Annotated in this window: 17 protein-coding genes and 1 pseudogene; 9 read left to right on the forward strand and 9 right to left on the reverse strand. The window is 73.2% G+C overall.

All coding sequences use genetic code 11. The features are described 5' to 3' along the window. Positions 1-292, forward strand: a 292-nt coding sequence (locus ACFQ3T_RS25625; RefSeq protein WP_380726688.1) for an aldo/keto reductase, incomplete at its 5' end; no start/stop codon positions are given. Positions 293-296: 4 nt separating this feature from the next. Here ACFQ3T_RS25625 and ACFQ3T_RS25630 read toward each other — a convergent pair. Beyond that, positions 297-932, reverse strand: coding sequence for a hypothetical protein (locus ACFQ3T_RS25630; protein ID WP_380726690.1), 636 nt, complete (start codon positions 930-932; stop codon positions 297-299). A gap of 162 nt (positions 933-1,094) precedes the next feature. Between ACFQ3T_RS25630 and ACFQ3T_RS25635 the strand changes: the two genes are divergently transcribed. The 4 genes from ACFQ3T_RS25635 to ACFQ3T_RS25650 are packed head-to-tail and all read left to right on the forward strand — an operon-like array spanning position 1,095 to position 3,815. Beyond that, positions 1,095-1,454, forward strand: a complete 360-nt coding sequence (locus ACFQ3T_RS25635) for a hypothetical protein (protein ID WP_380726692.1) — start codon at positions 1,095-1,097, stop codon at positions 1,452-1,454. Further along, positions 1,454-2,827 (forward strand): putative T7SS-secreted protein, encoded by a 1,374-nt coding sequence (locus tag ACFQ3T_RS25640; protein WP_380726694.1) that lies wholly within the window; start codon positions 1,454-1,456, stop codon positions 2,825-2,827. The genes ACFQ3T_RS25635 and ACFQ3T_RS25640 overlap by 1 nt, the downstream gene beginning before the upstream one ends. 20 nt (positions 2,828-2,847) lie before the next feature. After that, positions 2,848-3,333: a hypothetical protein gene (locus tag ACFQ3T_RS25645; protein ID WP_380726696.1), complete on the forward strand. Its 486-nt coding sequence runs from the start codon at positions 2,848-2,850 to the stop codon at positions 3,331-3,333. Continuing rightward, entirely contained in the window at positions 3,330-3,815 is a 486-nt protein-coding gene (locus ACFQ3T_RS25650) for a YbaB/EbfC family nucleoid-associated protein (protein ID WP_380726698.1), read from the forward strand. The genes ACFQ3T_RS25645 and ACFQ3T_RS25650 overlap by 4 nt, the downstream gene beginning before the upstream one ends. A 1-nt stretch (position 3,816) precedes the next feature. Here the strand turns inward: ACFQ3T_RS25650 and ACFQ3T_RS25655 are convergent, their stop codons facing one another. The 3 genes from ACFQ3T_RS25655 to ACFQ3T_RS25665 all read right to left on the reverse strand — a co-directional run bounded on the left by ACFQ3T_RS25655 (position 3,817) and on the right by ACFQ3T_RS25665 (position 5,905). Then, a complete protein-coding gene (locus ACFQ3T_RS25655) occupies positions 3,817-4,017 on the reverse strand; it encodes an RGCVC family protein (RefSeq protein ID WP_380726700.1) in 201 nt (66 codons plus the stop codon). Positions 4,018-4,279: 262 nt separating this feature from the next. Further along, entirely contained in the window at positions 4,280-5,182 is a 903-nt protein-coding gene (locus tag ACFQ3T_RS25660) for an acyl-CoA desaturase (protein ID WP_380726702.1), read from the reverse strand. A 522-nt stretch (positions 5,183-5,704) separates the two neighbouring features. Further along, positions 5,705-5,905, reverse strand: a complete 201-nt coding sequence (locus tag ACFQ3T_RS25665; RefSeq protein WP_380726704.1) for a cold-shock protein — start codon at positions 5,903-5,905, stop codon at positions 5,705-5,707. Between the two features lie 415 nt (positions 5,906-6,320). Here ACFQ3T_RS25665 and ACFQ3T_RS25670 point away from each other — a divergent pair, with 415 nt between their 5' ends. After that, a complete protein-coding gene (locus tag ACFQ3T_RS25670) occupies positions 6,321-6,482 on the forward strand; it encodes a hypothetical protein (protein ID WP_380726706.1) in 162 nt (53 codons plus the stop codon). A 102-nt stretch (positions 6,483-6,584) separates the two neighbouring features. Here the strand turns inward: ACFQ3T_RS25670 and ACFQ3T_RS25675 are convergent, their stop codons facing one another. The 4 genes from ACFQ3T_RS25675 to ACFQ3T_RS25690 all read right to left on the reverse strand — a co-directional run bounded on the left by ACFQ3T_RS25675 (position 6,585) and on the right by ACFQ3T_RS25690 (position 12,242). Continuing rightward, the gene (locus tag ACFQ3T_RS25675) at positions 6,585-7,463 is read right to left on the reverse strand and encodes a dioxygenase family protein (protein ID WP_380726708.1); all 879 of its coding nucleotides are present in this window, start codon (positions 7,461-7,463) and stop codon (positions 6,585-6,587) included. A gap of 176 nt (positions 7,464-7,639) precedes the next feature. After that, positions 7,640-8,476 carry a helix-turn-helix domain-containing protein gene (locus tag ACFQ3T_RS25680; RefSeq protein WP_380726710.1) on the reverse strand — a complete coding sequence of 279 codons (837 nt, stop codon included), beginning with the start codon at positions 8,474-8,476 and terminating at the stop codon, positions 7,640-7,642. A 206-nt stretch (positions 8,477-8,682) separates the two neighbouring features. Further along, a complete protein-coding gene (locus tag ACFQ3T_RS25685) occupies positions 8,683-10,338 on the reverse strand; it encodes an HNH endonuclease (protein WP_380726712.1) in 1,656 nt (551 codons plus the stop codon). Next, positions 10,335-12,242 (reverse strand): DNA/RNA helicase domain-containing protein, encoded by a 1,908-nt coding sequence (locus tag ACFQ3T_RS25690; protein ID WP_380726714.1) that lies wholly within the window; start codon positions 12,240-12,242, stop codon positions 10,335-10,337. Before ACFQ3T_RS25690 ends, ACFQ3T_RS25685 begins: the two co-directional genes overlap by 4 nt. Before the next feature lie 157 nt (positions 12,243-12,399). Between ACFQ3T_RS25690 and recQ the strand changes: the two genes are divergently transcribed. The 3 genes from recQ to ACFQ3T_RS25705 all read left to right on the forward strand — a co-directional run bounded on the left by recQ (position 12,400) and on the right by ACFQ3T_RS25705 (position 15,533). Continuing rightward, positions 12,400-14,205: a DNA helicase RecQ gene (gene recQ / locus ACFQ3T_RS25695; protein ID WP_380726716.1), complete on the forward strand. Its 1,806-nt coding sequence runs from the start codon at positions 12,400-12,402 to the stop codon at positions 14,203-14,205. Then, positions 14,202-14,990, forward strand: coding sequence for a pentapeptide repeat-containing protein (locus tag ACFQ3T_RS25700; RefSeq protein WP_380726718.1), 789 nt, complete (start codon positions 14,202-14,204; stop codon positions 14,988-14,990). The genes recQ and ACFQ3T_RS25700 overlap by 4 nt, the downstream gene beginning before the upstream one ends. A 78-nt stretch (positions 14,991-15,068) precedes the next feature. Next, positions 15,069-15,533 (forward strand): hypothetical protein, encoded by a 465-nt coding sequence (locus ACFQ3T_RS25705; RefSeq protein WP_380726720.1) that lies wholly within the window; start codon positions 15,069-15,071, stop codon positions 15,531-15,533. Here the strand turns inward: ACFQ3T_RS25705 and ACFQ3T_RS25710 are convergent. After that, positions 15,493-16,017, reverse strand: a pseudogene (locus tag ACFQ3T_RS25710) (hypothetical protein); the annotation flags it as partial. The gene ACFQ3T_RS25705 and the pseudogene ACFQ3T_RS25710 sit on opposite strands and share 41 nt — an antisense overlap.

The raw sequence follows: 16,017 nt of genomic DNA on the forward strand, positions 1-16,017 counted from the left end.
GGCCCGTGCGGTCCGGGAGGTCGCGGACGAGCTCGGCGCCCGCCCGGCCCAGGTGGCGCTGGCGTGGACGCGGGCCAAGTCGCGGGCGGTGCTGCCGCTGGTCGGCGTGAGCAGCGTCGCGCAGCTCGCCGAGAACCTGGGCGCGCTGGACCTCGTGCTGCCCGACGACGCGGTGCGGCGGCTGGAGGCGGCGGTGGAGTTCCGGCTCGGGTTCCCCGGCGACTTCATCGCCGAGTGCGAGCCGAACCCGTTCGTCTTCGGCGACACGGCGACCCGCGTCGAACCCCGGTGAGCGGTCAGGCTCCCAGCATCGCGTCGACCGCCTTCGGCAGGACTTCCCGCAGCTGGGCCTGAACGTCGGCGGACTCGCCCCTGCCGGCCACGGTGAGGACGGACAGGAGGTTGTCGCGGCTGATCACGGCGGCGCAGAGGTGCGCCCGGGGCTGGAACTCCTCGCAGTAGCCGAACATCCCGGACAGCAAGGCGTTCGGGGGCAGCTCGACGTCGGCCAGGACGGGTCGCGTCGACCCGTCGCCGTGGACGTACGACGGGCACGTCCGGGCGCGCTCCGCGATCCGGCGCAGGACTTCGCCGCCGGTGGTCTCCTCGAAGCGGTGGACGTAGTGGAACGCCGAGATGCGGTCGCTGCCCCACGCGCGGTAGTACGACGCGTACCTGCCGGGGTCGCGGACGCCGCCGCACAGGTCCGTCACGTTCCACTTGCCGTACTTGTCGTCCCTGGGCTGGTCGGCGCCGTACGCGACGAGGGCGTCGACGGGCAGGGCGGCGGCCTTCAGGCGACGCTGACCCACTTCCGGGTCCACCGACCTCGTGGTGGTCGTCGTCGCGGCCGTCGTGCTCGACGGTGCGGCGGTGGTGGTCGGCGAACAGGCCGTGACCAGCAGTGCCACGACGATCAGCGCGTGTCTCACACATCCCCCTCGGTGCCCGCGCGGATCGTAGCTCCCGCGGCGGCCCGCGACCGAGCGGAATGCCCGCGGGCGGTCCGCGTGCCCCGGTGTGAGCGTGCCGGGAACGATCTACGTCCCCGTCCCGTCAGACGGCGTGGTGTCGAGTGGACGGATGGGGCGGACATGGTCGGGTTCGGGGCGGTGCCCGAGGAGTTGCGGCGGGCGGCCGTCGAGATCGGCGACGCGGGGGACAGGACGTCGGGCCTGGTGTGGTGCGGTCCGAGCGGCGAGTACGGGCACGCCGGGGTCGCCGGCGCGTTCGAGGGGTTCATCGAGGACATGAGGGCGTTCGTCGAGCACCTGCGCCGGGAGGCCGAGGAGCACGCCGCCGGCCTGCGCGAGGCGGCGTCGTCGTACGTCGAGGTGGACCGGGCGGAAGCGCTCGCGTTCGACCGGTTCGGGGAAGGACCGGGCGCCGACATCTCGCGCCGCCTGGCGACCACGCCGCTGACGCCGCTCGACCGGAACGGCGGGGTGTCCTGATGGCCGCACGACTCGGCGAGACGAACGACCCCAAGGCGCTGGTCCCCGGCGAGCCCGAGCTGATCAGCGGCGACCTGCGCCGGTTGGTGCGCACGCTGCGCCTGGTGGTGGCGGTCGGCGAAGACCTCGGCCGCGTCGACCCCGGCGGCTGGAGCGGCGACGCGAGCACCGCGTTCCGGTCGGTGTTCCAGGCCGAACCGCCCCGCTGGCTGCGGGCGGGCGAAGAGCTCGGCGGCGGCGGGCAGTTGGTCGCCGACTACGCCGACGCGCTCGTCCGGAGCCAGGCCGAGGCGCAGCGGGCGATCGAGCTGTACCTGCAGGCCCAGGCCGCGACGCGCCTGGCCGCCGCCCGGCACGACGCGGTGGTGCTCTCCGGCGCTGCCGCCGGTCCGTTCCACGACCCGGGCCAGGCGGGTGTCGCCCACGCCCGGAAGGTCCTCGACGACGCCCGCGAGGGCCTCACCGGCATCGGCGACGTCGTCGCCAGGGCGCTCGGCTGGGAGCCCGACGGCGACGGCGGCTACCGGAAGTCGTTCGGCAAGGAGAAGTTCGGCGCGTCCCACCGCGAGACCGACGACGACGGCAAGGACCCGGGCGGCTGGCAGCGCGGACCGCACGGCCGGTCGTACGAGGACAAGGCGGGCAGCGAGTCCAAGCGCCTGCTCACCGAGGCGCTCGCCGAGGTCGCCGAGTCGATCGGCGTCGACCTGCACGAGCGCGGCGGCGCGAAGGACTGGGGGGTCGACGTCGCCCACGGCGCCAAGGAGGGCGACTTCACCGCCGGGCCGCTGTCGGGCCGGGGCGGCGTCAGCGGGTCGGTGCTCGGCGCGGAGGCCGGCGTGACCGCGACCGCGAGCGCCGCGGGCGTCACCGTCGGCGCGAGCGCGAGCGCGTACCTGGCCAGTGGCCACGCCGCGGGCGAGGTCAAGCTCGGTCAGCACGTGAGCGCGTCGGGCAGCGCGGACGGCATGGTGGGCGCGGCGGCCGAGGCCAAGGGCACCGTCGGCTGGCTCGGCGCGAAGGGCAACGCGGAGGCGTTCGCGGGCGCCAGGGTTTCCGGCGAGGCGGGCGCCGAGGTCGCCGGGATCGGCGCAGGCGTGAACGGCGAGGCGTGGGCGGGCGTCGGCGCGCACGCGAGCGGCCAGTTCGGCCTGGGCGAGGACGGCAAGTTCCACATCGGAGGGTCGGTCGGCGTCGCGTTGGGCGTGGGTGGCAAGGTCGGGTTCGACGTCACCGTCGACCCGGTCCAGGTCGTGGAGACGGTGGTCGACGTCGCCGACGACGTGGGCGAGATCGCGAAGGACGTCGGCCGCGGGGTCGAGGACGTCGCGGAAGACGCCGGCCGCGCCATCGGCCGGCTGTTCGGCCGATGACCGCAGGAGGAGACCCACGCATGGCCACCACGCTCCCGGTGCCGATCGAGTTCTCGCTGCCCGACGGGTGGCTCTCGGCGCCGCCCGACGAGGTCGGCGCGCCGCGGGCGGCGTTCGTCGCGCTGCACCCCGGTTCCGCCGCCGGGTTCACCGCGAACGTGACCATCAGCGGCGAGCTGCGCACGGACGGCGCGACGGTGGCGGAGGTGGCGGCGGAGGCCGTGGCCCGGCTGGAACGCGGGCTCGGCGCCGTCGAGGTCGGCCGGCGCAACGAGCTGGAGTCGGCCTTCACGCAGGTGGTGCGGATGACCGTGCCGATCGACGGCCGGCCGGTGGAACTGGTGCAGCTGCAGGTGTTCCTGGCCATGCCGGACGTGCGCGACGAGAGCAGGCGCGCGGTGCTGGAGATCGTGCTGAGCGCGACGCCGGCGCAGTTCGAGCAGCTGGTCGGCGACTTCCAGGCGTTCCTGAAGACCATCCGACCGGACGAGGGGGCGGCGAGGTGAGCGAGTCCGCCGACATCCTGCTGCGCCGCATCGAGGCGATCGACACGGCCGCCGCCGCGAACCGGCTGCGCGCCGAGTCGTACCAGCGCATGGCCGAGGGGCTGAAGGACGTCGTGGGCACGGCGACGTCCGCCGACGGCGTGGTGACCGTGGTCGCCGGGTCGGACGGCGCGGTCAAGTCGATCACCTTCGGCCAGGCGGTGCGCGCCGCGGACCCGGCGGTGCTGTCGACGACGACCGTGCGGACGATCGCCCTGGCCCGCGCCGACGCCGCGCGCAGGCAGGCCGAGGTGGTGCGCGCGGCACTGGGCGACACCACCCTGCTGGACCGCGTGCTGGCCGAGGACCGGCGGCTGTTCGGCGACGAGCCGCCGCAGGACGTCCAGGCCGCCACCCCGTCCGCGCCCCGCCCACCCCGCCGTCCGGCGCCGGTGGAGGAGGACGACCAGGACACCGCCTACCGGAGCCGCCCCGCCTGGTGACTCACCCCCGCACGACGTCCCGGCCCGCGCCGCACGCGCAGCCCCGGCTGTGGTTGCCCGCGGTGGTGGCGGCGCAGAAGCGCGTCGCGATCGGGTCGTGCGTGGCCCGGGGGTGGGGGCAGGCGGCGCACGCGGCCGCCCCGTGCCCGTCGGCGCGTGCGGGAGGGACGTTCGGCTGAGCGGTGGGCGTGGCGTGGTTCATCGGACCTGTCCTGTCCGCCACGCGCGCAGGCCGGCCGCGACCCGGCGGACTCGGAACCACCGCCGGGTGAACGCGGTACCGCCTGCGAGCGGTGCGAGATGGCTCGGGAAACCGGCAACACGCTGACTGATGCTCGAACGGTTCCCGCCGCCCCCCACCGTACACGCCGGCCACCACGCGAACTCCACGCCGACGCGTGCCACGAAGTCCTTGTGCCCGCACGGAGAACTGCCCGCGCCGGCGGCACGGGCAGTTGTCGTGGTCAGGCGGCGCGCGCCTTCAGCTTGCGCGCCAGGTGTTCCGGCCTCGGCCAGCGGACCTTCGTGGCCCAGCCCAGCTTCTCGAAGACCCAGATGAGGCGGGCCGAGATGTCGATCTGGCCGCGCTGGACGCCGTGCCGCGCGCACGTCGGGTCGGCGTGGTGGGAGTTGTGCCACGACTCGCCCATGGAGGCGATGGCCAGCGGCCAGAAGTTGGCGGACTTGTCCCGCGCCGTGAACGGCCGGTCGCCGATCATGTGGCAGATGGAGTTCACCGACCACGTCACGTGGTGCAGCACGGCGACCCGCACGAGACCCGCCCAGAAGAACGCGGTCAGCGCGCCCCACCAGCTCCACGTCAGCAGGCCGCCGAGGAGGGCGGGCGACAGGAGCGTCACGACGGTCAGCGCGGGGAACCAGCGGTTGACCCGCTGGATGTCGGCGTCGGCGAGCAGGTCGGGCGCGAACCGCGCCGCGTTCGTCCGCTCGCGCTCGAACAGCCAGCCGAGGTGGGCGTGCCAGAAACCCTTGGCGAGCGCCCGCGCGGACGTGCCGAACCGCCACGGGGAGTGCGGGTCGCCGTCGCGGTCGGCGTAGGCGTGGTGCCGGCGGTGGTCGGCGACCCAGTCGATGACCGGTCCCTGCATGGCCATGCTGCCGACCACGGCGAGCGCGACGCGCAGACCCCGGTTGGCGGTGAACGCGCCGTGGGTGAAGTAGCGGTGGAAGCCGACCGTCACGCCGAGGCACGTCAGCGTGTAGAAGAAGAGGGCGAGGCCGATGTCGACCCAGCCGAGGCCCCACCCCCAGGCGAGGGGCACCGCGGCGGCCAGGGCCAGCGCCGGCACGACCACGAAGAGCTTCACCAGGAATACCTGGGTCGACGATTTCTCGCCCGCCAGCATCGGTTCCGGCGCGCGGTCGGAACGCGTGGCGCGCGGCGATCCCGGCGATTCGGGCGGGGACGAGCCGGTGGGACCGGCCGAGCCGGTCGAACGGGTCGACGGGGAATGTGTTCGGATTGCTTCGCTCACGAGCGGTACCTCCGTGCGTGCGGTGACCGGGTCTCCGCCGCCGAGGGCTTCGGATGATCGGTGTCGGAATTGCCGTCGATGCCCCGGCCGCTGACGGCGGCGTCCGTGTCGCCGGGGCGGAAACCTCTGCGTCCCTGGTCGCGGATACCCGAACGGGTGGTCCGCGAACCGTCGGCCGGCACGCGGCGTGCGGCGCGACGCGACGCGCGGGCGTCAGCGGCGGACGGCGGGAGCGGAACGGCGGCGGCCGCGCGAAGGCGCCGGGAAAGGCCGGAGCCCTCCGACCCGTGGTGGGTCGAAGGGCTCCGGTTCCGCGTCTCCTCCAGGCTTTACGCTGGTAGGAGCAGGTTTGTGAGGCCGTGCCGATCGGTCCGGCCGATCAGCGGGCGCGGATCAGACGGCGCGGACGCCGACCGCCTGCAAGCCCTTGGGGCCCTGGTTGACCTCGAACTCGACGCGCTGGTTCTCCTCGAGGCTGCGGTAGCCGAAGCCCTCGATCTCCGAGTAGTGCACGAAGACGTCCGGGCCGTCCTCACGGGCGAGGAAGCCGAAGCCCTTTTCCGAGTTGAACCACTTCACGGTTCCCTGGGTCATGTTCTCTCTCCTTGGCAGAGCTGGATCGGCGCCGCCGGATGCGGCTCCGGGTCGGATTCCAGACGACGACTTCTCCAGTGCTTGTCAGGCAAGGCAAAGAAAGAAAACCGTCCGCAACATCATTCCGCGAAACAGCTGTGGAAACACGGACACAAAATTGACGACCACCCGGTACAACCACCGGACGTCCGAAATAGTTCCGGAGACCCTCGGAAGTGTCGCAGGTCACCCGTCCAGGCGGGTCCGGGCCGGCCGCGCCCACTTCCCGGTGGCGCGCACGGCGCCGCGACGTGTACCGTGGCGGCATCGGGGCGATTCGTTCTATCGGACCCGAAACACCCCTCGCGTCGTGCGAATCCCCGGCTCAGCGTCACCGGCCGTGAGCACGCACCGGGCGCGGAGAAAGTCGGAACCCATGTCAAGTACCGCACAGCCGGCGAACGAGCTGTTCAGCCACCCGGACACGCACCGCACTCAGGCCGCCAACGGCCCCCGCAAGGACGAGCAGCGGTCGTACACCGACCTGTTCCGCGAGCCGGCCGACGTGCCGCCGCAGAGCACCGGCGGAACCGCCTGACCGCAGGCCGTCGCAGACCCGCGGGAGCCCGTGACCGGACCGGTCACGGGCTCCACTGCGTCCTCGCCCGCGTCCTGGCGCCGTCCTACCCGCGTCGACGGGTCACTCGGCCCGCCACAGCGCGGGGACGTTCGGCGGCTCCCAGCCCGGCTGGGCCAGGTGGCCCTGCAGGCACACGTACCCGCCGCCCCCGTACGTGACGCGCGCGCCCGCCGCGTAGGTCGTGCCCGCGGTCCACGTGCCGCCACCGGGCGCGGACGGCGTGGTGGACGTGGTCGACGTCGGTGTGGTGCCGGTCGTCCCCGGCACGTTGAGCACGAAGTCGAAGCTCGCCTCCCGGCCGCTCCCGACGTTCCGCACGGTCATCAGGAGCCGCGGGTCGAAGATCGAGTCCGTGTTGTTGCGCGGCTCGCCGGGGAAGTACAGCTGGGTCGTGAGCACCGGGCGGCCGGGCGCCTGCACCTTGACGTGGATGTGCCGCGTGCGGCCGGGGTAGAGGCCGGGCACGATGGTCGTCAGCGTGAACGCGCCCCGCGCGTCGGTGAACTGGTGGCCGCGGAAGCGGAAGCCGGTGTTGTCGTAGACGCCGTTGACGTCGGCCTGCCAGAAGTCCATGAGCACGTTGCCCAGAGGTTGGCACCCGAGCCCGAACACGTACCCCGTCACGGTGAGCCGGGTGCCGGGCGTGCCCGCGTCGACCAGCGACGTGCGGCGCGGCGAGTTCGGCTTGAAGTAGGGGCCTTCGGTCTGGGGCGGGGTCGGGTCGTCGCCGTCGTCGCACTCCGGCGTCGGCTCCAGCGTGCCGCCGTTCGCGCCGACCGTGCGGGCCAGCGCGGGCACGCCCATCAGGGCGACGGGCAGCGCGACTCCCGCGGCGAGCGCGGCGCGCAGCACCGTCTTGCGGCTGGGGTGGCGGGCGTCGGCGCCGTCGTCGAGGGGGTGCTCGGTGGTGCCGCGGTCGTCGTCCGTGGATGCGTCCATACCTGCTCCTTGTGGGCCGGCTCCTCGTGAGGGCTGGTCGGAAGGTCATCCCGAACGTACGGACGCGGGCCAGGCCCGGACGATGGACTGGCGCCGTGGTTCGTGGTGATCCTCGTGGGCGCTGTTGCCCGTGCTCCCGACTGTGAACGTCGCCGGCGGCGGTGAACGCCGCCGGGTCACCCGCGGTCGTCGCCGCGCCGGAACGCCCCCGGGCTCACGCCCGTCTCGCGCCGGAAGAAGCGGCAGAAGTAGGCGGGGTCGGCGAAACCCACCCGGTCGGCGACCTGCCGCACGGTCAGCTCCGTCTTCACCAGCAACCGCTTCGCCTCGTGCGTGCGCGCCTCCCGCACCAGCTGCGACGGCGTCCGGCCGGTCGCGGCCTTCACCACCTCGGTCAGGTAGCCGGGCGTGACGCCGATCCGTTCCGCGTAGGCGCGCACCGACCACAGCGCGTGGTCGGTGCGGCCGGCCAGCCGGACGAACTCCTCGGCCACCGCGCCGGCGCGTGCGGGCGGCGGGGCGGACGGCGTCGGGTCGAGCCGGGACGCCCGCACGACCAGCACGTGCAGCAGGGAGCGGAGGACGGTGTCCACGCCGGGCTCGGCGCGCCGGTACTCGTCGTGCAGCTCGGTGACGAGCCGGCCGATCCCGGCGCGCGCGGGTCCGTCCAACGTCAGCCAGGGCCGTTCGCTCAGCCGTCGCAGCACGTCCCGGTCGCCGGGGTGGTCCAGCAGGAAGTCGTCGGTGAACAGCAGGACGTGCCCCTCCAGGTCCCGCGCGCCGTCCCAGTGGTGGACCTGGCCGGGCGCGATGACGCACAGGTGGGGCGGCCGCAGCTCCCACCGGGCGAGGTCGACGACGTGCGCCCCCGTGCCGCCGGTGACGTGCACGATCTCGTGGAACGTGTGCCGGTGCGGGAAGGGCGCGCGCGACAGGGGCCCGATGGTGTCGAACGTCCCGACCGCGAACGGCAGGGCGTTGGGCAGCGGCACCTCCAACCGGTGAACCGGCAACTCGCCTCGCCGCGGCGCCGGGCAAGGCGTCCCGGGCAACACCGTCGTGCCGCGCATAGTCCCGATCCTCTCGCCGCCGAAGGTCCAGACCAATCACGCCCACCCCACCATGACACGACCCGCCGTCCAGGGACACCCGCGTTCGTCGGGTCGACGTCGCCCGATCACGCGCCGCGGCCCGCCGACCCCACCAGGCCCCAACCGGCTCAGTCGTTCGAAGGGGCGATCACGCACAGGTCGCGGTGGTAGGCGATGTGCGCGTCCTCGATGGCGTGGCCGGAGACCCGGCGGAGCTTGCCGACCTCCCCGCGGTCGCGGACCCGGCGCACGACGTCACCCTCGTCCACGTACAACCCGAACCCGTCGAACTGGACGTGGCAGTTCGCGCACAGGCACAACAGGTTCTCCAGCTCGTCCGGCCCTTTGTGCACGGTCAGGCCGCGGATGTGCGCGGCCTCGCTGTAGTAGCCGAAGCCGGTGTTGAGCCGGGTGTGGCAGAACTGGCACGTGTGGTCGTGCAGCGCCTTCACCCTACGGACCACCTCACGGTCACGGGCGACCGACGACCCGGTGTTGGGCCGCAGCCGGCGTTCGCGGGATCTGCCGCCGCTGCGCGGCTCGCCGCTGGCCGTCGCGTAGTCCTCGAGGCCCACGCTCGCCAGGAGGACCTCGTGGTCCTCGCCGTCCAGGTGCCGGGAACGCAGCACGTTGATCGCCTTCGTGCGGAACGCGACGTCCACCAGCAGCCGGTGCGACTCGTCGGTGAAACCGGCGCTCGGCTCCTCCGCGTCCGCGGCCCCCGGAGCGGCCGACTCGGGGACGACCCGCCAGAAGCCGGTCCGCCGCAGGTCGTAGAACGGGCGTTCCAGCTCGTCCGCGCCCTCCAGGCCGCAGGTGGTCAGCACCTTGGCGACCTCCTGCCGGAACGTCGACCACGGGTGCAGCCGCGGCTTGCGGTGGACCTGGCCGATCGTCCACAGCAGGGCCACCGAGTCGCGCTTCGCGGCCTGCTCCCGGCCGTGCAGGGTGAGCAGCCGGGTCAGGAACTCCTCGGCGGAGACCGGCCCGTCGTCCGGCGGGGGCGGCGGCGCCACCGGGCCGGCGGGAGGTTCGACGTCCGCGGGGACGAGCGTCACCGAGCGCAGCGTCTCCTGACCGGTCGTGCGGAGCACCAGGTCGGTGGCGTCCCGCCGGATCAGCGTGACGTCGCCCAGCGCCATCATGTGCTCGAACGTCGCGCCGGTCTGGTCGACGCCCCAGATCGAGCGGGCGGCGGCCGGGTTGTGGAACAGCTTGAGGATCACCGCCTCGGCGATGAACGTGCGCTCGGCGTAGAACAGCACCCGGTCGCCGACGCGCCTCCCGCGGATCGCCTTGGCCTTGGGGTTGTTGCTCTTCGCCGGAGGGGTGTTGCCCCACAGCCTCGCCGTCCCGTCGCGGTACAGGGCCCGCAGCTCCGCGAGGTCGGCGCCCAACGCCTCCGCGTGGTCGTCGAGCCGGATCCCCTCCTCGACGGTCCGCTTGAAGTTCTGCGGACCGCCGTCGCGGGCGCCGCCGCGCGGCTGGAGCAGGAGCTGCGGTAAGGCGCCGCGCTCCTGCACCACGAACCCGAGCGCGCCGAGGCGGCGGCCCACGGTGGCCCGGCCACCGCTGAACTCGTCGGGCGTGAGCGCCCGGCCGTCGAGGAACTCGTGCGCCACGCCCACGATCGCCTTCGAGTCGTACTGCTTCCCGTTGTGCACCAGCACGAAGCGGCGCGCCTTGTCGTACCCGTACCGCTCGAGGAAGGCCTCGCCGCCCAACTCGTCGAACCGCGCGATCGCGGCGAGCACGTCTTGTTCTCGGACGTCCCGGTAGCTCATGGCGCGAGCGTAGGGGAGGGGTCCGACGATTCCCGGTGCGACGGGAACAGGCCGCGCAGGAAGCGCTGGGTCTCCGGGTCGGTGGAGTGGAACCGGCAGCCGCGGGTGCCCCGGGTGGCGAGCACCCAGTAGGTGTTGAGGGCCAACCGGCGGTACGCGTCCGGGGCGACGCCCTTCATCGCCTTGTCGTGGCTCTCGTCGGGTCGGCCGACCCACCCGCCGTCCCGGCGGACGAGGTCGGGGCCGATGATCACGCCGCTGTAGTCGTACTCGAGCGCCTGCGCGGTGTAGACGCAACCGACCTGGTTCTCGCCGCCCGGGTCCGTCGCCCAGAACTCCCTCCGCGGCGCCTCGACGGCATCACCGACCTTCCGCGTGTGCTTCGAGTTCCACGGCCGTCGCCAGGTGTGACGCCTTCCGCGCTCGTCGGTCCACTCGATCACCACGTCCTCCCGGAGCGGCCCCGTGGACGCGTCGTCCGGCCACGGCCAGCAGAACCCGGCGGAGATCCGGGCCGTGCGCCCGTCCCGGCCGCGCTCGCGGATCCACGCGGACAGCTCCTCCGGGTTCGCCGCCACGTCCACCTCGTAGTCGGCCTCCACCCAGGGCTCGGCCACGCCGTCGACCGAGAACAAGCGGTCCAGCCAGTTCAGGTACCGCTGAGAGCCGCCGCAGCGGAACTGGCTGGTCAGGGGGATGTGCGTGAACTCGGCGCCGAATCTCCGGGCGTTGCGCTCCAGCTCGGCGACGCTGACCCCCTCCTTCGGCCGGACGACCTGCCGCTCGTCGAGGAAGAACACGCTCACGGGCGAGCCGCCGACCAGCCGCTCGACGGTGCGGTCGCCCCGGCGCAGGCGCTGCGCCTCGTCGACCAGCGGGATGACGTGGACGCCCTCGCGACCGGCGCGGAAGTCGCCGGGGAGCAGGAAGAGCTGCCGCGCCGCCGGCGACTCGGTGGCGCGCGCCAGCTGCCGGCGCAAGGTGCCGGACGGGGTGATGAACCGGGTCTCCACCCGGCCTCGCTCCGAGTGGATGCGGGGGATGTCGGCGAGCAGCCGCAGCGCGACCACGGTCTTGCCGGTCCCCGGACCGCCGGTGACCGCGATGACCTGCCTCTTCGTCGACCGCTCGGGGTCGAGGGTCCGCAGCACGCGCAACTGCGCCGTCTGCTGGTCGCCCACGAGGGTGAAGTCCGACTTCTGCGAGAGCACGTTGTCGAGGTCCTCGAACACCGACCTCGACGGACGCTGCTCCGCCCGGAGGAACCGGTCCACCTGCTCGCGCGTCGGCGGCCGCAGGTCCGCGCAGCGCAGCAGCCGGGCCAGCTCGGCGCCGTCCGAGCCGGAGAGCTCGTCCCGCCCCACGATCGGCACGTCCTGGCTGCCGCGACTGCCCGCCACCGCGTCCCTCAGCCGGTGCACCACGTCGACCGGCGCGTTGTGCAGGAACGCGACGCCCCGGTACTCGAGGTCGAGCGTCGCCTCCTCCAGCCACCGCTCCAGGTGGCTGGTGTAACCGAACGCCTGGCGGCAGGGGTGGGGGCGGACCATGTCCTCCAGCGCCACTTCGAGCGGCGACGCCCAGGTGAGGCGGCTCCACTGCTTCAGCTCGACCACGACGCCGGTCAGGCCACCGCGGGATCGCGCGCCGAGCAGCACCGCGTCCACCCGTTCCGCGCTGCCCGCGAGCGTGTACTCCAGGACGAGCCACGACTCGGCCTGCCCGGCCCGGTCTAGCGCGTCCAGCAGCACCGGCCAGCTCCTGGCCCAGCTCCGCAGCTCGGCGTCACCGGGCGGTTCCCCGTGCTGCTGCTCGAAGCGGTCCGCGCACTCGCGCGTGAACCGCTCGGGTGACGACCGCATGGCCTCGCGGATCTCACCCACCTGCCCGCAGTGGACGTGCATGATCTACAGCTACCAGAGAACCCCGCCGGTCGACGTCGGAATCGTCAACCCCGCCCGACGGCGTCGACGTGACCGCGACCTCGTGCCGCGTTGGTCGGAACGGCCCCGACCGGCCTGCGGGGCCGGGGGTGTCGGACGGGTCCGTTAGGATCGCGCGATGGCTTCGCAAGAGGTGCTGCGAAGGATTTTCGGGTACGAGTCCTTCCGCGGGGACCAACAGGAGATCGTCGACCACGTCGTCGCGGGCGGCGATGCGTTGGTGCTCATGCCCACCGGGGGCGGGAAGTCGCTGTGCTACCAGATCCCCTCCCTGGTGCGCGAGGGGACCGGGGTGGTCATCTCGCCGTTGATCGCGCTGATGCAGGACCAGGTGGACGCGCTGCGCGACCTCGGGGTGCGGGCCGGGTTCCTCAACTCGACCCAGTTCCCGGACGAGCGGACGCTCGTGGAAGCCGAGTTCCTGGCCGGCGAGCTGGACCTGCTGTACCTCGCGCCCGAACGCCTCCGCACCGAGCAGACGACCCGGCTGCTGGAACGCGGGAAGATCGCGCTGTTCGCCATCGACGAGGCGCACTGCGTCTCGCAGTGGGGCCACGACTTCCGCCCCGAGTACCTCGCCCTCTCCCACCTGCACGAACGGTGGCCGGAGGTGCCGCGCATCGCGCTCACCGCGACCGCCACCCGCGCCACGCACGCCGAGATCGCCGAACGCCTCGACCTCGGTGACGCGAAGCACTTCGTGGCGAGCTTCGACCGCCCCAACATCCAGTACCGGATCGTCCCCAAGAACGAGCCGAAGAAGCAGCTCCTCGAACTGCTCCGCACCGAGCACCGGGGCGACGCGGGCATCGTCTACTGCCTGTCCCGCAACTCGGTGGAGAAGACGGCCGAGTTCCTCACCCAGAACGGCATCCCGGCGCTGCCCTACCACGCGGGCCTCGACGCGGGCACCCGCGCGCGCAACCAGAGCAGGTTCCTGCGCGAGGACGGCCTGGTGATGGTCGCCACCATCGCCTTCGGCATGGGCATCGACAAGCCGGACGTCCGGTTCGTCGCGCACCTCGACCTGCCGAAGTCCGTGGAGGGCTACTACCAGGAGACGGGCCGCGCGGGACGCGACGGGCTGCCGTCCACGGCGTGGCTGGCCTACGGCCTGCAGGACGTGGTGCAGCAGCGCAAGATGATCGACGACTCCGAGGGCGACCAGCAGCACCGCCGCAAGCTGATGGCGCACCTCGACGCGATGCTGGCGCTGTGCGAGACGGTCGACTGCCGGCGCGTGCGGCTGCTGGAGTACTTCGGCCAGTCGGGCACGCCGTGCGGCAACTGCGACACGTGCCTCGTGCCGCCGGAGACGTGGGACGGCACGGTCGCCGCGCAGAAGGTGCTGTCCACCGTGGTGCGGCTGCGCAACGAGCGGCGGCAGAAGTTCGGCGCGGGGCAGACGATCGACATCCTGCTCGGCCGCAAGACCGCGAAGGTCATCCAGCACGACCACGACCAGCTGAAGGTCTTCGGCATCGGCACCGAGCTGAACGAGAGCGGCTGGCGCGGCGTGATCCGGCAGCTGCTGGCGCAGGGCCTGATCGCGGTGGAGGGCGAGTACTCGACGCTCGTCGTCACGCCCGCGAGCGACGAGGTGCTGTTCCACGGCCGCAAGGTGATGATGCGGCGCGAGGTGGAGCGCGCGGCCAAGGTGTCGGTGAAGTCGGGCAAGGCGGCGAAGCAGGTGGTGGAGCTGTCCGCCGAGGCGACGCCGGTGTTCGAGCGGCTGCGCGCGTGGCGGGCGGCGACGGCGAAGGAGCAGGGCGTCCCGGCCTACGTGATCTTCCACGACGCGACGCTGCGCCAGATCGCCACGACGGCGCCGACGACGCTCGAGGAGCTGGGCACGGTGAACGGCGTCGGCGAGAACAAGCTGGTCAAGTACGGTCAGCAGATCCTGGACACGTTGAGCGCATGACCGAGCTCCGCGCCGATTGCTCGCGCTGCTTCGCCCTGTGCTGCGTGGTCCCCGCGTTCGCCAGGTCGGCGGACTTCGCGGTCGACAAGCCCGCGCGCACGCCGTGCCGGAACCTGCTCGCCGACTTCGGCTGCGGCATCCACACGTCGTTGCGGGACAAGGGCTTCACCGGCTGCACGGTGTACGACTGCTTCGGCGCGGGCCAGCGGGTGGCGCAGGTGACGTTCGGCGGCACGAGCTGGCGGGACGACCCGGCGTCGGCCGAGGCGATGTTCGACGTGTTCCCGGTGATGCGCCGGCTGCACGAACTGCTCTGGTACCTGAACGAGGTGCGGGGCCTCGAACCCGCCCGCGGCCTCCACGCGCGGGCCGGCGAGCTGGCCGCCGAGGTCGAACGGCTCGCCACCGGCACTGCGGACGAGCTGCGCGCGCTCGACGTCGACCCGTACTGGGAGCGGGTGAACGCCGTGCTGCTGCGGGCCAGCGACCTGGTCCGCGGCAAGGGCCGCAACCGCCGCGGCGCCGACCTGATCGGCAAGGACCTGAAGGGCGCCACCCTGCGCGGGTCCACGTTGCGCGGCGCGTACCTGATCGGCACGAACCTGCGGGGCGCGGACCTGCGGCTGGTCGACTTCATCGGCGCGGACCTGCGCGGCGCCGACCTGTCGGGCGCGGACCTGACCGGCGCGTTCTTCCTCACCCAGGCCCAGGTGGACGCGGCCAGGGGCGACCGCGCGACCCGGCTCCCCGCCACGCTGACCCACCCCGCGCACTGGCCGGCCTGAGTACGTCGGCAGGCGTAGGCGCGCGAGCCGCCGCACGACGGACGCGGTGACGTGCCGGCGCGCGACACGCTGTGCGCCATGAAGCCGAGAGCGCGCAAGTGGTGGCTGGTGCTGCACGTCGTCTCGTCCGTCGGCTGGCTCGGCGTCACGATCGGGATGCTGGCGCTGGCGCTGGCGGCGTTCGACGCGCCGGCGTTGTACCCGGCGATGTCGCTCCTCGGCGACGTGGTCGTGCTGCCCCTGGCGCTGACCGCGCTCGCCACGGGGGTGGTGCTGTCGCTGGGCACGAAGTGGGGCCTGGTGAAGCACCGATGGGTGCTGGTGAAGTTCGCGCTCACGGTCGTCGCGGTGGTCGCCACGACGTTCTCGCTGCGCTCGGGCCTGCACGAGGCGGCGGCCTCCGCGTCGGACGGCACGGCGGTCGGCGCGGTGGGCACGGACGTGCTGGTGGCGGCGTGCGTGTCGTTGACGTTCTACACGGTCAACACGGTGCTGTCGGTGTTCAAGCCGTGGGGTCGGACGCGGTGGGGTCGGACGCCGTGAGGTCGGACGCGCCGGGGGCCGACGCGCCGGGGCCGGATGCCGCGCGATCGGACGCCGTGGGGTCCGGCGCCGTGGGGTCTGACGCCCCGGGTCTGCCCCTGGTCCGCCTGCCCCCGGTCGCTCTGCCCCCGCTCGGTCTGAGCCCGGTCGCCCCCAGCCCGGCCCGCCGTCGCTCGACGGCCGCCGCGACCTCCGCCGGGTCGCACTCGGCGAGGTGGTCGCGCACCCAACCGTGCGGGAACCGGTGCTCGTCCACCAGCAGCACCCGATCCCGCGCGGACTGGAGGATTCCCTTGCGCCCCCACGGGAACTCGTCCCACGCGAGCGGCCGGGCGAGCAAGTTCGCCACCGCGTCGAACGGCCGGTTCACGACCGGCGTCACGGCGAGGCCGAGCAGCAGCCCGGTCACCGCGCCCAGCGCCGCCCCGAGCGCCGACGGACGCGCCTCCGCCCCGCCGAGCGCGGCCGACCCGACCCCGACGAG

This window comes from Saccharothrix hoggarensis, from assembly GCF_042678885.1.
GTDB lineage: Bacteria > Actinomycetota > Actinomycetes > Mycobacteriales > Pseudonocardiaceae > Actinosynnema > Actinosynnema hoggarensis.

Coding starts and splice junctions, on each gene's coding strand:
- ACFQ3T_RS25635 (WP_380726692.1), top strand. CDS start 1,095: ATGGTCGGGTTCGGGGCGGTGCCCGAGGAGTTGCGGCGGGCGGCCGTC.
- ACFQ3T_RS25640 (WP_380726694.1), top strand. CDS start 1,454: ATGGCCGCACGACTCGGCGAGACGAACGACCCCAAGGCGCTGGTCCCC.
- ACFQ3T_RS25645 (WP_380726696.1), top strand. CDS start 2,848: ATGGCCACCACGCTCCCGGTGCCGATCGAGTTCTCGCTGCCCGACGGG.
- ACFQ3T_RS25655 (WP_380726700.1), bottom strand. CDS start 4,017: ATGAACCACGCCACGCCCACCGCTCAGCCGAACGTCCCTCCCGCACGC.
- ACFQ3T_RS25660 (WP_380726702.1), bottom strand. CDS start 5,182: ATGCTGGCGGGCGAGAAATCGTCGACCCAGGTATTCCTGGTGAAGCTC.
- ACFQ3T_RS25665 (WP_380726704.1), bottom strand. CDS start 5,905: ATGACCCAGGGAACCGTGAAGTGGTTCAACTCGGAAAAGGGCTTCGGC.
- ACFQ3T_RS25670 (WP_380726706.1), top strand. CDS start 6,321: ATGTCAAGTACCGCACAGCCGGCGAACGAGCTGTTCAGCCACCCGGAC.
- ACFQ3T_RS25675 (WP_380726708.1), bottom strand. CDS start 7,463: ATGGACGCATCCACGGACGACGACCGCGGCACCACCGAGCACCCCCTC.
- ACFQ3T_RS25685 (WP_380726712.1), bottom strand. CDS start 10,338: ATGAGCTACCGGGACGTCCGAGAACAAGACGTGCTCGCCGCGATCGCG.
- ACFQ3T_RS25690 (WP_380726714.1), bottom strand. CDS start 12,242: ATGCACGTCCACTGCGGGCAGGTGGGTGAGATCCGCGAGGCCATGCGG.
- recQ (WP_380726716.1), top strand. CDS start 12,400: ATGGCTTCGCAAGAGGTGCTGCGAAGGATTTTCGGGTACGAGTCCTTC.
- ACFQ3T_RS25700 (WP_380726718.1), top strand. CDS start 14,202: ATGACCGAGCTCCGCGCCGATTGCTCGCGCTGCTTCGCCCTGTGCTGC.
- ACFQ3T_RS25705 (WP_380726720.1), top strand. CDS start 15,069: ATGAAGCCGAGAGCGCGCAAGTGGTGGCTGGTGCTGCACGTCGTCTCG.